This is a genomic window from Streptomyces sp. NPDC059166 (assembly GCF_042755185.1).
Classification (GTDB): domain Bacteria; phylum Actinomycetota; class Actinomycetes; order Streptomycetales; family Streptomycetaceae; genus Streptomyces.
In genome coordinates this window covers 182412-198238 of record NZ_JBHZCI010000007.1, presented here as the reverse complement: position 1 = coordinate 198238, position 15827 = coordinate 182412, and the positions used below count along the sequence as shown (strand labels likewise).

The 15827-nt window shown below is 71.3% G+C and carries 8 protein-coding genes; 5 read left to right on the top strand and 3 right to left on the bottom strand.

Going from position 1 to position 15827, the window contains the following annotated elements; translation table 11 throughout:
• Nucleotides 1-175 precede the first annotated feature (175 nt).
• Nucleotides 176-2896, bottom strand: coding sequence for a cellulose binding domain-containing protein (locus ACFXOA_RS07960; RefSeq protein WP_385023810.1), 2721 nt, complete (start codon nucleotides 2894-2896; stop codon nucleotides 176-178).
• A 787-nt stretch (nucleotides 2897-3683) separates the two neighbouring features.
• On the opposite strand from ACFXOA_RS07960, the gene ACFXOA_RS07955 reads away from it, so the two are divergent.
• From ACFXOA_RS07955 to ACFXOA_RS07940, 4 genes are all read left to right on the top strand, one after another.
• Nucleotides 3684-3911, top strand: a complete 228-nt coding sequence (locus tag ACFXOA_RS07955) for a type A2 lantipeptide (RefSeq protein ID WP_362672133.1) — start codon at nucleotides 3684-3686, stop codon at nucleotides 3909-3911.
• Nucleotides 3912-3987: 76 nt separating this feature from the next.
• Entirely contained in the window at nucleotides 3988-4794 is an 807-nt protein-coding gene (locus ACFXOA_RS07950) for an HlyD family efflux transporter periplasmic adaptor subunit (protein WP_385023807.1), read from the top strand.
• Entirely contained in the window at nucleotides 4791-7070 is a 2280-nt protein-coding gene (locus ACFXOA_RS07945) for an NHLP family bacteriocin export ABC transporter peptidase/permease/ATPase subunit (RefSeq protein WP_385023805.1), read from the top strand. Before ACFXOA_RS07950 ends, ACFXOA_RS07945 begins: the two co-directional genes overlap by 4 nt.
• Before the next feature lies 1 nt (nucleotide 7071).
• On the top strand, nucleotides 7072-9930 hold the full coding sequence (locus tag ACFXOA_RS07940) for an NHLP bacteriocin export ABC transporter permease/ATPase subunit (protein WP_385023803.1): 2859 nt from the start codon (nucleotides 7072-7074) through the stop codon (nucleotides 9928-9930).
• A 217-nt stretch (nucleotides 9931-10147) separates the two neighbouring features.
• Here the strand turns inward: ACFXOA_RS07940 and tkt are convergent, their stop codons facing one another.
• Nucleotides 10148-12328, bottom strand: coding sequence for a transketolase (gene tkt / locus ACFXOA_RS07935; protein WP_385023801.1), 2181 nt, complete (start codon nucleotides 12326-12328; stop codon nucleotides 10148-10150).
• Between the two features lie 581 nt (nucleotides 12329-12909).
• Here tkt and ACFXOA_RS07930 point away from each other — a divergent pair.
• Nucleotides 12910-14751 carry a SpoIIE family protein phosphatase gene (locus ACFXOA_RS07930; RefSeq protein WP_385023799.1) on the top strand — a complete coding sequence of 614 codons (1842 nt, stop codon included), beginning with the start codon at nucleotides 12910-12912 and terminating at the stop codon, nucleotides 14749-14751.
• 164 nt (nucleotides 14752-14915) lie between these two features.
• On the opposite strand, the gene ACFXOA_RS07925 is transcribed toward ACFXOA_RS07930, so the two are convergent.
• Nucleotides 14916-15818, bottom strand: coding sequence for a polysaccharide deacetylase (locus tag ACFXOA_RS07925; RefSeq protein WP_385023797.1), 903 nt, complete (start codon nucleotides 15816-15818; stop codon nucleotides 14916-14918).
• Between the last annotated feature and the right edge of the window lie 9 nt (nucleotides 15819-15827).

Below are 15827 nucleotides of genomic sequence, written 5' to 3'. Positions count from 1 at the left end.
TGTTTTTAGCAGTGTGAGCTCTTGGTAGGGGGGGGCCCGGGGGGTTTTCGCCGGGCCCCACGTCGTGCTCGACCCGCCCGCTCGGCCGGCCGCGTGTCCCCCAGGCTCCACGGTGTGAGGGGCACGTCGCCGGGCGGGCCGGTGCGAGGCCCTGCCCCGCACCGGCCCGACCAGGTCATCCGACGGTGCAGGCCTCACCGTCCAGCGTGAACGCGGCCGGGGCGGTACTGACCCCGGTGGTCGTACCGGTGAAGCCGAAGCCGGCGGTGGAACCCGGTGCCACCTTGCCGTTCCAGCCGGCGTCCTTCGCCGTCACCTTCGCCCCGGACTGCTGGTAGGAGGCGTTCCACATCTGGCCGACCTTCTGGTTCCCCGGGAAGGACCAGACCAACTGCCAGCCGTCGTACGGCGTGGAACCCGTGTTGGTGACCGATACATCGGCCTGGAATCCACCCGACCACTGGTTGGTGATCTTGTAGGTCACGGCGCAGGAGGAGTCCCCCGGCTCCGGGTCGGGATCGGGATCCGGGTCCGGGTCGGGATCAGGATCGGGATCCGTTCCGCCTCCCCCGCTGTCGGATGTCTCCCCGACCTGGATGCCGCGTCCGTTGGTGGAGACGTAGACCCGGCCGTACACCCGTGGGTCGCCCGTGATGGCGGCACCCGTCCAGGCCCACTGGTGGGCGTCGTCGTTGATCCTCGTCCACGTCGCACCCTTGTCGGTGGACCGGAAGATGCCGCGCACTCCGCCGATCTTCGCGCTGACGAAGACCGTCTGGTACGACGCACCCGGGGCCGCCTTGCCGAAGCCCACGCTGTCGGCCTGTTCCACACCGGCGAACCGGGTGAACGTCGCGCCCGAGTCGGTCGAACGCCACAGCCCGTACGTGCCCGCTGCCGAGCCGCCCGCGAACCAGATGTCGCCCTCGGTGCCGGGCAGGGCCTTGAAGCGGACGTTCCCCTCGGCGGGCAGGCCGCTCGCCTTCGCGGTGAAGCTGGCGCCGCCGTCGGTCGACACGTAGAAGGTGCCGGCCTTGAATCCGTAGAACTTCTTCGGGTTCACCCGGTCGGACTCGACCGTCGCCCCGGCCGGAATGCCGGTGGAGGCGGTCCAGGAGTTCCCGTAACCGGTGGTGCGGTGGACGCCCGCGCCCTCCGGGCTCCAGACGAAGCCGCTGCCGTCCGCGGCCGCCGCGACCGTACCGCCCGCGGTGACCCCGGAAGGCTCGGATGCCTGGAACCAGTTGGCTCCGTTGTCCGTGGAGAAGCCGATGTGAGGTGCCGCGTCGGCGTTCCCCACCCGGACCACCGTGCCGGGAGACTTCTCCGCGAAGTCCAGGCTGGTGGTCGAGTCCAGGTTCGGCGAGGTGAACATCATGGCGGGCACGGCGTCCAGGTCCGTGTGCCGGAAGCCGCCTATGTCACCGAGTGCGCTGAGCAGGGGAGCTCCGGAAGGAGGGCTCGCCAGGTCGTTGACCGCGGTCTCCTCGAGCCCCTTCACCATGGGTGTGATCTTGAACTTGCCGCCGGAGTCCCACTGCGTGAGGTTCTCGGTCCCGTAGACAGTGGCACCGGTGCCGTACATCATCCGGTTCGAGTCGAACGGGTCGATCTCCAGTGACTCGGTCATCCATCCCAGCTTGGGTGCGGTCTCGGGCGGCGAGGGGTTGGCTCCCCAGCTGAGCCACGGCGAGGAGGAGATGTCCATCGTGTAGCGGTCGGATCGGTTGGGGTAACTGGTGAAGTCCCAGGCCCTGGTCCAGGTGGCGCCGCTGTCCGTGGACCGGAAGATCTGGGTGTCCGGCCACCAGGAGCTGTAAGCCGTCGCCATCAGGGTTCCCGGCTTCTGCCGGTCGACGGACAGGCCGCTGAATCCGTGGTAGACGTCCGCCTCCGTGACGGGGCTGACATCCTTCCACGCGCCGGACCCTGTGTCGTAGCGCCAGATCTGGCCCTTGGCTCCGTCGTACGGGCCACCCGTGTCGCTCGTCGTCAGGTAGAGGTAGCCCGTGGCGGAGTCGAGAACCCCCTTGTGGGCGAGGTATCCGGTCGGCTGGCCGGCGATCCTCGACCAGGTGGAACCGCCGTCCGTGGAGCGGTAGACGGTGTTCTGCTTGTCGGCGACGCCGACGTAGATGTCCTTGGTGGCGCTGCCGGCGCTCCCGGACCGCTCGTCGAACGTCACCCAGACGATGCCCTGGTTGTCGTTGCCGTAGCCGCTGGTGTCGGTCGGATCGGCGGCGTAGTTACCCGGGTTGGGGAACGCGGACACCTGCGACCAGGTGACCCCGGAGTCCGTGGAACGCCACAGTCCCTTGCCGCTGGGAGCACCGAGGTACAGCACGGAGTTCTTGTTGGGGTCGACCGCGAGCCGCTCCCCCATGCCGCGCCCCGGCATGTTGCCACCGAGCTTGAAGGGCAGCGTGGTCGCCTTCCAGGAGGCCCCGCGGTCCGAGGAGCGCAGAACCGCGCCGTTCGTCGGGTCCCAGCTGTTGGTGTACGTGCCGACCGCCGCGTACACGTTGTCGGGATCCACGGTGTCCGAGGCCAGGCTGACCACCCCGGACCAGCCCCACCGGTCCCAGTCCACCCAGTCGAGCAACGGCTTCCACTGCTTGCCCGACTGGTCCCAGCGGTAGGCACCACCGATGTCGGTTCGGGCGTAGGCGAGGTTCTTCTCGGACCGGTTGAAGACGATGCCCGGCACGAAGCCGCCGCCGTCGATCCTCGCGTTCTTCCACGTGTAGGTGTCCGCCGCGATGGACACATCGGATGCCTGGGCGACGGCGCGACCGTCATCCGGACGTGCCACGGCCGGCGTTCCGGTGATCGCTAACCCGGCGGTGAGGGCAAGTGCCGCCACCAGGGCGGCGATCGGTCTGGTGCTGAGGCGCACGGAAACGTCCTCTCCGAGCTGGGCCGCCGCACAGCGGCGGTAGGGGACCGACAGAAATGGGAGCGCTCCCATAGAGCAGGCCGATCGTAGCGCCGCCCACGGGACGGAGAGAAGGGTCGTGCAGCCGGTTCATCGGATGAATGCGGTCACCCCCACACCCCGCCCCACCCCGCGCCCGCAGCCCCGCGCCCGCACCTCCCCGTCCACCCCGTCTCGCACCACGCTCCTCGATCGGCTCCGCACGGACGGCACAGTTCCTCCATCTCTCCGGAGGTCGCGTGGCCTCACGATCACACAAAACCTGAATGCGCTTCATGGGCGCATCCACTCCGGAAACCCGGGCCGGAAAAAGACACTCGCTCATCTTTTACAATGGCGTGAATATCGATACCTTCCGAGCATTATTCGGCGACGCGAATCGCCTGCGCGCGCGAATCGGGCCGCCCCGCAGTCCGGCGGATCTGCACACGGCACGCCCACAACGATCACCGGAGACGAAGCGAACTCGCAGGTCCAGTCCACCTCGTGAGGCGATTGGGGCCGTACTGCCCCAGTTGGGGCATGCGGCCGTGCGACCGCGGAGAATTCATCCGGTGAAACTCGTGAAGGATCCGCCGACACGGAATGGACGCTTGTGCAGAAAAATCGATTCCGACGGCCCGGCAACCACCGATCGACCTCGGTCCGATTCGCTGCCCGAGGCGTGGGCGTGCTTTGATCCTGGGCCATACGGAGGCCGCAGCACGGGTTTCCGTGAATAGCAATTCCCATACGAAGGGCGCTCATCATGAACCACACCCCCCAGGTCGAGACCGCCGAGATCTCCGACAGCGACCTCGACAACGTCTCGGGCGGCCTCGTCGGCGGCCTCGTCGGCAACGTCACGGGCACCGTCGAGGGCATCGTCCCGGTCACCGGCGTCGTCGGCTCGGTCACGGGTCTCGTCGAGTCGGCCACCGGCGTGAACACGGGCGCGGTCACCGGTCTGGCCACCGGCCTCACCGCCGGTCTCTGAGAGACGGCAGTGCCCGCCGAGCCCCGGAACCGGTCGGTTCCGGGGCTCGGTGCCGACCGAGGTGAGGAAGCGTCCCGTGCAGTTCCGTCAGCAGGCCCTCTCGAAGCTGCAGTCGCCCGAACAGCTCGACCTCCCCGTGCGCTTCGCCCGCCCGCAGGGTCTGCTCGTCCTCGTCGTGACCCTCGTGGTGATGGCCGGTGCCTGCTTCTGGGCGGTGACGGGTTCCGTCGCGAGCACGCTCGATGCCCCCGGCATCCTCACGCACTCCAGGGGCAGTTACATCCTGCAGAGCCCCGTGTCCGGCCAGATCACCGAGGTACTGGCCGACGAGGGCACGTCACTGCCACGCGACTCCCCCCTGCTCAAGGTCCGCACCCAGGACGGCGAACGCGTCGTCCGCACGATCGACGCCGGCCGGCTCACCTCCGTCAGCGCGACGATCGGCGCGGTGGTCACCACCGGCACGGACGTGGCGAGCGTCGAGCGGACCGGAGGCTCCCACGACCCACTGGTCGCCCTGCTGTACGTCTCGGGCGGCAAGGCGGCCTCTGTCCCCGTGGGCGCGTCGGTCGACCTCACCGTCCAGTCGGTCCCCGCACAGCAGTACGGGGTGCTTCGCGGCAAGGTGGCCGCGGTCGGCAGGAGCGCGCAGACGGAGCAGCAGATCACCCGTTTCCTCGGCGACGCGCAGCTCGGGGAGCAGTTCTCCCGGCACGGCAGGCCGCTCGCCGTCGTGGTCCGGATCGAACGCGCGGCCTCGACGGAGTCGGGCTACCGGTGGTCCTCCGCCGACGGACCGCCGTACGGGATCGGCTCGATGACCCTGGCCACCGGCTCCGTCCGCCTCACCGACCAGCGCCCGATCGATTGGCTGCTCCCGTGACCGCTCCTCACCCCTCCCCCGCCGCACAGAAGCTGCCGCCCGCCGGCCGCGGGCGTCACCGCCCCGAGCGCCGGTCCGGCGCCGGGCGGCGCTCTCGGTCCGGGCCCGGCCGGGAGGGCGGGAGGACCAGGACCGTACGCAGCCCCACCGTGCTCCAGATGGAGGCGGTGGAGTGCGGCGCCGCCTCGCTGGCGATGGTGCTCGGGCATCACGGCCGCCACGTACCGCTGGAGGAGCTGCGGATCGCGTGCGGTGTGTCGCGCGACGGCTCGCGCGCCAGCAACGTGCTGAAGGCCGCCCGTGGTTACGGTCTGCGGGCCAAGGGCATGCAGATGGAGCCCGCCGCCCTGGCGGACGTCCAGGGGCCGGCCATCCTGTTCTGGGAGTTCAACCACTACGTCGTGTACGAGGGGCCGGGTCGCCGTCTCGGGCGTCGCGGGGTGCACATCAACGACCCCGGCAAGGGGCGCAGGTTCGTGTCCGCCGAGGACTTCGACACCAGCTTCACCGGAGTCGTCCTCGTCCTCGAACCCGGGGAGGACTTCCGGCGAGGGGGCCGCAGACCCGGCGTCATGGCGTCCCTGCCCGCACGGCTGCGCGGGACGACGGGCACGATGCTCGCCGCCCTGCTCGCCAGTCTGCTGCTGGTCGCGGTGGGAGCGACCCTGCCGGCGCTGAGCCGCACCTACATCGACACGTTCATGATCGGTGAGCAGACGTCCCTGCTGGGCGTCCTGTTCGCCGCGATGGGCACGACCGTCGCCCTCACCGTCGTCCTGACCTGGCTGCAGCAGGCGAACCTGCTGCACGGACGCATCATCACCTCCACGCTCGGCAGCGCACGGTTCTTCCGTCATCTGCTGCGGCTCCCGGTGACCTTCTTCTCCCAGCGCAGCCCCGCCGACCTGGTGCAGCGCCTGCAGTCCAACGACGCGGTGGCCGAGACGCTCGCACGGGACCTCACCGCGGCCGGGGTGGACGGCGTCGTCGTCCTCCTCTACGCCTTCCTGCTGTGGACCTACGATCCGCAGCTGACGGCGGTCGGGGTGGGGATCGCGCTGCTCAACGTCGTCGCGATGCGGATCGTCGTGCGGCTGCGGGCCACCGGGACCCAGAAGCTGCGGGCCGACAGCGCGCGGCTGACGAACACCTCGTACACCGGTCTCCAGCTGATCGAGACGATGAAGGCGACCGGCGGCGAGGACGGGTACTTCCGCCGGTGGGCGGGGCAGCACGCCACCACGCTCGACGAGCAGCAGCGCCTGGGCGTTCCCAGCGCATGGCTGGGTGTCGTCGCTCCGGCCCTCGCGACCCTCAACAGTGCGCTGATCCTCTGGATCGGCGGTCTGCGTTCCGTCGAGGGGCATCTGTCGATCGGTCTGCTCGTCGCCTTCCAGGCGCTGGTGACGCGGTTCACCGCACCGGTCACCCGTCTCAACGGGGTGGCGGGGCGCATCCAGGACTTCGCCGCCGACGTGGCCCGGCTCAAGGACGTCGAGAACTTTCCCGTGGACCCCCTCTACTCCCGGCCCGAGCCGGTGGCCAGCACCCGGCGCCTCATGGGCCATGTGACGCTGGAGGAGATCACCTTCGGGTACAGCCCTCTCGACGCGCCCCTGCTCAAGGACTTCTCGCTGTCCGTGGGACCCGGGCAGCAGGTCGCGCTCGTGGGTGGATCGGGCAGTGGCAAGTCGACGGTCTCCCGGCTCATCTCCGGGCTCTACAGCCCGTGGGAGGGCACGATCCGGATCGACGGGCAGCGGCTGGAGGACATCCCCAGGGGCGCGCTGGCCGCCTCCGTGTCCTTCGTCGACCAGGACGTCTTCCTCTTCGAGGGGACGGTGCGGGACAACGTGGCGCTGTGGGACCCGTCGGTCCCGGACGAGGCGGTGGCCGAGGCCCTGCGTGACGCCGCGCTGCACGACGTCGTCGCCCGGCGCCCCCAGGGCATCCGCAGCCGCGTGGAACAGGACGGCCGGAACTTCTCCGGCGGGCAGCGCCAGCGGCTGGAGATCGCCCGTGCGCTCGTGCGCCGCCCCAGCATCCTGGTGCTGGACGAGGTCACCAGCGCACTGGACGCGGAGACCGAACGGATCATCATCGACAACCTGCGCCGTCGCGGCTGTGCCTGCGTTGTCATCGCACACCGGCTGAGCACCGTCCGCGACAGCGACGAGATCGTCGTCCTGGACCACGGGACGGTCGTGGAACGCGGGCGCCACGAGGATCTGGTGGCAGCGGGCGGGGCGTACGCCGATCTGGTCAGGGAGCACTGAGTTGACGTCGGTTCATCACCTCGCGAGCCCGGAGGCTCCCGGACACGACCCCGTCATCGGCGCCCTGGGCGCCCTCGGGGAGCCGGTCGACCGCACCGGGATGCGGAGCGTCTCCCTGGAGGGTCCGCAGGTCCTCTGGCTGGTCGTGGGCGGTGCCCTCGACCTGTTCGCGGTCGACGCGTCGGTGCGGGGGCACTGGCACTTCCTGGGCAGGCTGGAGCCGGGGACCCTCGTGCTCGGTCCGGTCGAGGGCCCGCAGCACACCCTCGTCGGCCGGCCGCTCCAGGAGTGCGCGCTCCGCCGCATCCCGTTGCGTGAGCTGTACCGCCCGGAGTACGCGGGGCAGGAGGCGTACGAGGGCCAGTACCGCAGCAGCTACGACACCGGGGACACCACCCTGAGCCTGCTGGAGCACGCCTTCTCGCTCGGGGTGGGCCGCAGTCACAGGGTGTTGTTCGAGGCCCCGCTGGACGGCCGGGCGGGCGTCGAGGACGGCGTGGGGGACGACGACGTCCTGTGGCTGCCGGTCTCGCCCGGCAGTGTCCAGTACGGCGCCGCGTTCAGCGCGGAGGCCGCGGGTGACCTGCTCGTCGACCCGGACATGTGGCAGGGGATGGTCAACCAGCAGTACCGGCTGCTCTCCGCGCTGGACCGCTGGATCGAACAGCTGGAGCGGGCTCACGAGGACCGGACCGCGGCCGGCCTGAAGGCCGGGGAGACCGTCCGGAGGGAGGCCGATCAGGCACTGCTCACCTCGATCAGCGGGCCGGGGAAGGGCGCGCCGCGCACGCCGGGGGCGTCGGACGACGCCGTGTACGCGGCCTGCCGCCTGGTGGCACGGGACTCCGGGATCGTCCTGGCCGAGCCCTCGGCGGGCGGAGTGGCGGGTGATCGGACGGATCCCGTCGAACGCGTCGCGGTCGCCTCGCGCGTACGGACCCGGGCGGTGCGGCTGGACGGGCGCTGGTGGCGGGAGAACTCCGGTCCCCTGGTGGGACGTCGCGCCGTTTCCGGGGCACCCGTCGCGCTGCTCTGGCGCCGTGGCCGCTACGAGGCGGTGAGCCCGCTGACCGGGCGGCGCAGCCGCCTGGGCGCTTCCTCGGCCGGTGAGTTCGAGGAGCGCGCGGTGATGTTCTACCGGCCGCTCCCCGAGCAGCCGCTGAGAAAGCGGCAGTTGCTGCGCTTCGCACTGTTCGGCACCCGTGGCGACCTGCGGAACCTGGCGCTGGCGGGTCTGGTGACGGTCGCGCTCGGTTCACTCGTCCCGATCGCCACGGGCAAGGTGCTGGGCGTGTACGTCCCCAGCGCTCAGACCGCGCTCATCGTGCAGGTGTCGCTGGCCGTCATCATCGCCGGGGTCGTCTCGGCTGCCTTCATGCTGTTGCAGAACCTCACGATCCTGAGGATGGAGGGGCGCATCGAGAGCACGCTCCAGCCCGCGGTCTGGGACCGGCTGCTGCGCCTGCCCACGAGATTCTTCGCCGAGCGATCCACCGGGGAACTGGCGAGCGCCGCGATGGGCGTGAGCACGATCCGCCGGGTGCTGTCCGGTACGGGACCCGTCGTGGTGCAGGCCGGCACGCTCGGGCTGATGAACCTCGGTCTGCTGCTCTGGTTCAGTGTGCCGCTCGCCCTCGTCGCAGTCGCCATGCTGGTGGTCATCGCCGGGGTGTTCCTCACGATGGGCCTGTGGGAGCTCCGCTGGCAGCGCCGTCTGGTCGAGTTGGGGAACAAGCTCAACAACCAGGCGTTCCAGACCCTGCGCGGACTGCCCAAGCTGCGGGTCGCGGCGGCGGAGAGCTTCGCCTACGGGGCGTGGGCGGCGCAGTTCGCCCGCAGCCGTGAGCTCCAGAAGCGGGCCGGCCGGATCAAGAACCTCACGACCGTGCTCAACGCCGTCTATCTGCCGCTGTGTTCGCTGATCGTCTTCGTTCTCCTGGCGGGTCCGGCGCGCGGCTCGCTCACCGCCGGTGAGTTCCTGACCTTCAACACCTCGGTGACGATGCTCCTGACGGCCGTCACCCAGCTCACCGGGGCCTTCGTGTCCGCCGCGGCGGTACTGCCGATGTTCGAACAGATCAGGCCCGTCCTCGACGCGATGCCGGAGGTGCGGGCGGCGAGCACCCAGCCGGGCACGCTGTCCGGGGAGATCGAGGCCCGCGGCGTCAGCTTCCGCTACTCCGACGACGGTCCGCTCGTCCTGGACGAGGTGTCCCTGTCCGTGCGCCCCGGCGAGTTCGTGGCGATCGTGGGCCCCAGCGGCTGCGGCAAGTCGACGCTGCTCAGGCTGTTCATCGGCTTCGACCGGCCGGTCTCCGGCAGCGTCCTCCACGACGGCCAGGACCTGGCCTCGCTGGATCAGGCGGCGGTACGCCGCCAGTGCGGGGTGGTCCTGCAGAACGCCCAGCCGTTGTCGGGGTCCATCCTGGACTGCATCTGCGGTGCAGAGGTGTTCAGCCAGGAGGAGGTGTGGGAGGCCGCGGCGATGGCGGGGCTGGCCGAGGACATCAAGCGCATGCCGATGGGGCTCCACACGATGATCTCCGGGGGCGGCTCGATCTCGGGAGGTCAGCGTCAGCGGCTGATGATCGCCCAGGCGCTCGTGCGGCGCCCCCGGATCCTCTTCTTCGACGAGGCCACCAGCGCACTCGACAACGAGACCCAGCGCACCGTCATCGAGAGCACCCGTGCCCTGCGCGCCACCCGGGTCGTGATCGCTCACCGGCTCTCCACGGTGATGGACGCGGACCGTGTGATCGTCATGGCGGACGGCCGTGTCGTGCAGGAGGGGCCTCCGGCCGAACTGCTGGCGGACACGGGCGGGCGGCTCCACGAGCTGGTGCGGCGGCAGATGGGCTGAGGCCCGGAGGCAGGCACCTGCGGCCTTGTCCTCGGCGGGCCCCGGGCCCGCCACGGCAGGGAGCCCGAGTGGCCCCGCGTCCCCCGCTCGCCGCCGACGGCCCGGGGGCGGCGCGTGACCTGCCGGCCGTCGTCCGCCGGAACGGGAGCGGACCGGGGTCGCGCCGGCTCCGTGGCCGAACGCGCCGCCCGGTCCGCCGGGGTTCCGCCGCCGCGGTTCAGCCCCGCTGCCCACCCGGCCTGGGCGGCTGAACCGCGTCGCGGACGGAGGCGCGTGCCGCCGCTGCGACCGCGTCGGCGGTGATGCCGAACTCCTCGTAGAGGCGCTCGTAGTCGGCCGAGGCGCCGTAGTGTTCGAGGCTGACGATCCGCCCCGCGTCGCCCACGACCTCGCGCCAGCCCTGGCCCACGGCCGCCTCGACGCTGACGCGGGCACGGACGTCGGGCGGAAGCACGTCGTCCTGGTAGGCCCGCGGCTGCTGTGCGAACCATTCGCGGCAGGGCATCGAGACCACACGGACGGCCAGTCCCTCGTCGGCCAGCAGCTTGCGTGCGTCGAGGGCGATCTGCACCTCGGAGCCGGTCGCCACGAGGATGACGTCGGGGGCGCTCCCCGCGGCATCGACCAGGACGTACGCGCCACGGGCCGCGCCGTCGGCGGCGGCGTGGACGCCGTCGCCGCGGTCGAGCACCGGCACGTTCTGCCGTGTCAGGACGAGTCCGGCAGGGCGGTCGGTGTGCTCGAGGATGGTCCGCCAGCAGACGGTGGTCTCGTTGGCGTCGCCGGGTCGTACGACGTCGAGGCCCGGGATGGCGCGGAGCGCCGCCAGGTGCTCGACGGGCTGGTGGGTGGGGCCGTCCTCGCCCAGCCCGATGGAGTCGTGGGTCCACACGTAGGTGGCGGGGAGCTGCATGAGCGCGGCCAGGCGGACCGCGGGACGCATGTAGTCGCTGAAGGTGAGGAACGTACCGCCGTAGGGGCGGGTCAGGCTCTGCAGCGCGATGCCGTTGAGCACGGCGCCCATGGCGTGTTCACGGATGCCGAAGTGCAGCGTCCGCCCGTACGGGCCTCCGGCGAACTCCTTGGTCTGGCGGTTCTCGGGGACGAACGAGGGGACGCCGTCCATGGTGGTGTTGTTGCTGCCCGCGAGGTCCGCCGAGCCGCCCCACAGTTCCGGCAGCACCGGCGCCAGGGCGTTGAGCACCTCACCGGACGCCTTGCGCGTGGCCATGCCCTTCGCGTCGGCGGGGAACTCCGGCAGGGCTCCGGTCCAGCCGTCGGGCAGTTGCTGCTTGCGCAGGCGGTCGAGCAGCTCGGCCCGCTCCGGGTGGGCGGACCGCCAGTCCTCGTAGGCGCGGTCCCAGGCCTCCCGTGCCTGCCTGCCGCGCTCCGCGACCGCCCGGGTGTGGGCGAGGACGTCGTCCTCGATCGGGAAGAACTCCTCGGGGTCGAAGCCGAGGAGGCTCTTGGTCCCCGCGACCTCGTCGTCGCCCAGGGCCGCGCCGTGGGCCTTGCCGGTGTTCCGCTTCGTGGGGGCCGGCCAGCCGATGATCGTACGGAGCATGATCAGCGAGGGCCGGGACCGCTCCGCCTTCGCCTCCTCGATCGCCGCGAGCAGGGCGTCGACGTCCTCGACGTAGTCACCGGTGCGGGTCCAGTCCACGGTCTGCACGTGCCATCCGTAGGCGGCGAAGCGTGCCGGGACGTCCTCGCTGAACGAGATGTCGGTGTCGTCCTCGATGGAGATCTGGTTGGAGTCGTAGAAGGCCACGAGGTTGCCGAGCTGCTGATGACCGGCCAGCGACGCGGCCTCGGAGGCGACGCCCTCCATCATGTCGCCGTCCGAGGCCAGGACGTAGACGTGGTGGTCGAAGGGGCTGGTGCCCGGCGCCGCCTCGGGGTCGAGCAGACCGCGCTCACGGCGCGCGGCCATCGCCATTCCGACGGAGGCGCCCATCCCCTGCCCCAGCGGGCCGGTGGTGATCTCGACGCCGCGGGTGTGCTGGTACTCGGGGTGGCCGGGGGTGGCCGACCCCCAGGTGCGCAGGGCCTTCAGGTCGTCCATCTCCAGGCCGTAGCCGGCCAGGTAGAGCTGGATGTAGAGGGTGAGGCTGGTGTGACCGCACGAGAGGACGAACCGGTCCCGGCCCAGCCACCGGTCGTCGGCCGGGTCGTGGCGCATGACCTGCTGGAACAGCAGGTAGGCGAGTGGCGCCAGGCTCATCGCCGTGCCGGGGTGGCCGTTGCCCTTCTTCTGGACGGCGTCGGCGGCCAGCACCCTGACGGTGTCGACCGCCCGCACGTCCACGTCGCTCCAGCCCGCCCGGCCGGCCACCGGCAGGGCAAGTCGAGGATCACGGGATGCGATGCTGCCGGAGGTGGATCGCTCGGGCGCCATGGTCTGTCTCCCTCGGATGTCGCTTCTGGTCACGACGGGGCCGCCCACCGGGGCTCGCCACCCTTCGCATCCTCTGTTCCTCCGTCCGCCTCCGCACCCGGAGAGACCCTGGGCGGCGGCGGGCCCGGAACCGCGGGACCGGAGGGTGCGGCGGCCCGTGGAGGTGGTGCACGGTCTCCGTCGTGCGGTCGCCTACCCGCTGTGCGCCCGTTATGCCTCCGGCGCACCGGCTCCACGGCTCCGCGTGCGCCGGAGGCGGTTCCGGGGCCGCCGGGAGCGGATGAGCCCGAGGAGGGTCCCGGCCGGCGGACCGGTGGGCTCTCCCGAGCGGCGGAACGGGCGCGCCGGATGAATGATGAGCTGATGCCGTGGTGCCACGGGTGCGCCCGGCGGCCTCGCCCGGACGACCGGAGGGGCCCGCACAGGTCAAGAGGCGGAAGGCGTGAGCGCATGATCCGGCAGACCGCGCCCCCTGCTTCGGACCGGGCGCCCGTACGCCTCCCACGCCGTGGTCCGAGGGACGTGCGCGCGGCGGGCCCGGGCGGCGGGGGCCGGCGCACCGGACCGGTGAGGGCCGGACGATGAGGTCCCGGGACGGGCTGCTCGAGGTCGACTTCATGCGTACGGTCTTCGACAGCCTGGGGGCCGGGGTCTTCGTCACCGACATGACCGGCCGTCTCACCGCGTGCAATCCCCGCGCGGCACGGCTCCTCGGCCGGCCGAGGGACGCGATGCTCGGTCACGACCTTCACGATCTGCTGCATCGTGGGCGCGACGGCGGGACGATCCCGCGGAGCGAGTGCGGTCTGCTGGCGGTGCTGGAGAGCGACCGACCGGCCGAGGGCACCGAGGAACTGTTCCTGCGCGGTGACGGCAGCCTGGTACCCGTCATCTGGGCGGCCACACCCCTGCGCCACGAGGGGCATCCGGAAGGCATGGTGATCGTCTTCCACGACTTCAGCCTGCACCGGGACGCCGCCGAGCAGACGGCGGCCTACCTCGCCGCTCTGGAAGGACTCACCGCCCGGCTGACGATGGTGGCCGAGGTGTCCTCGGTCCTCATCTCCCCCTCGGGCCCCGCCGAGACGCTCAGGAAGCTGGCCGGCCTGCTCGTGCCCGACATGGGCGACTGGGCGGCGATCGACCTGCGCTCGCCGGGGGACACGGGTGCGATGCGCCGGGTGGCGGTGCGTTCCTCCCTCGCCCAGGAGACGGCGGACGCACTCATGGGCCCGCTGCCGCCGTTGCCCGAGTCCACCCGCTCGAAGGCGATCCAGGCACTGCGGAACGCGGAGACCGTCGTGCTCGACGCGGACGCCCTCGCGGAGCCGGCCGACAGCCCGCTCGCGAGGGCGCACCGGGAACTGTTCGACCGGCTGGGCGGTGCCTGCGCGGTCGTGGTGCCGCTGCACACACGGCGTCAGGTCCTCGGCGCACTGACCGTGGCCCGTGTCCCGCCTGGGTCCTCCTACACGGAGGCCGAGGTCTTCGTGCTCGCCGACATCGGACGCCGCGCCGGCCTCGTCCTGGAAGCCGCGGAGCTGTTCGAGCAGCAGCGCCACATGGCCGAGACCATGCAGCGCCAGCTCCTCACCCCGCTGCCGCAGGTCGACCACCTGACGATGGCAGCGCGCTACCGTCCCGCCGAGAGCGCCGCCGAGGTGGGCGGGGACTGGTACGACTCGTTCCTGCTGAGCGACGGGGTCCTGACGATGGTGATCGGCGACGTGGTCGGCCATGACCTCAAGGCCGCGGCCCACATGGCCGAGGTGCGCAACATGCTGCGCGCCCTGGCGTGGGACCGGACGGAGCCCCCGAGCCTGATCATGCGCCGGCTGGACGAGGCGATGACCCACACCAGTGACGCCCCCATGGCCACCTGCGTCTTCGGGCGCGTCGAGGGCCCGGAGGGCGGGCCCTGGCAGCTCCGATGGGTCAACGCCGGCCACCCACCGCCGCTTCTGGTCACCCCGGACGGGGAGGCCACGTTCCTCGACGCCGGGCACGGGCCGCTCCTCGGCCTCAGCTCGGCCCTGCACCTGGGGCTCGGATGGCCCGACGCGCGCGCCGACCTCCCGCCCCGGTCCACCCTCCTGCTCTACACCGACGGCCTCGTCGAAAGCCGCGACCGCGACCTGGAGGCCGGGCTCGAGACGTTGCGCGGGCATGCCTCGGCCCTGGCCGGCCGCGACGTCGAGGAGTTCCTGGACGAGCTCCTGGAACGCATCGACCCGAGCGGCGACGACGTCGCCATGCTCGTTCTGCGCATCCCCGCGGCGGGCGTCGGAGCCGGGGCCGGGCAGGCACCCGCCCAGCACGCGCACAGCCCGGCCGCACCGGGACGCGGCGCACCGGGGTCCCGCGTCGAGGACACGCCCGTGCGCGACACCTCCGACGCTCCTGACGCGCGGGACCATTCCTGACGCGTGGGGCCGGTCCCGGCGCGTGGGGCCGGTCCCGGCGCGTGGGGCCGGTCCCGGCGCACACCTCGGGCCGTCCGGCCAGGGGCCGCCGGGGCACACCGTCGATGCCGGGTGGAGCCTCACCGACAGCACCGTCGTGACGCGGGACACCACGGCGGCCGGGGTCAGCGCATGTCGGCGGGGCGTTCCCTGCCTTCGAAGGGGAAGCGCCGGCGGAAGTCGTCCGCCGCGTCCTCCAGAGTGCAGAAGGACACGCCCTCGAAGGCCGACACATAGGCGATGAACCGCTCGAGCATGAGCAGGACCTGCGGCCGGCCCGACACGTCCGGGTGGAGGGTGACCGGCACGACGGCGTAGTCCAGCTCGCGGTGCACCCAGTCGAACTGGTCCTTCCAGTCCTGCTCCAGCGCACGCGGTGACACATAGCCGTGACTGTTGTGGGAGTGCTTGTTGAACATCATCGGCGGGAGGTCGTCGACGTACCAGTTGCCGCAGAACTCGACCAGGTCGACCTCGTGGCCGTGGACGAGCGGCTTCATCCAGTCCTCGGCCTGCCGGGAGTAGTCGATCTTCGTCCAGGAGTCGCCGACCCGGGCGTAGAAGGGGGTGAAGTCGCGGTAGTTCTGGGAGTGGTCGTAGGAGAAGCCGTACTTGTGGAGGAGCGCGGCGGTGGACTCCGACATCTCCCACCAGGGAGCGACGTATCCCCTCGGCCTGCGCCCGGTGAACTCCTCGATCAGTTCGACCGACCTGGCCAGCACGTCCTCCTCCTGCTGCGGGGACATGGCCACGGGGTTCTCGTGCGAGTAGCCGTGCGCACCGACCTCGTGCCCGGCCTCGACGATCATGCGGGTCTGCTCGGGGAAGGTCTCGATCGAATGGCCGGGGATGAACCAGGAGGTCCGGATGGAGTGGCGTTCGAACAGCTTGAGGAGACGGGGGGTGCCGATCTCACCGGCGAAGACACCGCGCTGGATGTCGTTCGGCGAGTCCTCCCCACCGTAGGAACCGAGCCATCCGGCGACGGCGTCCACGTCCACACCGAGAGCGATCTTGATGTCCTTCATGCGGATCTC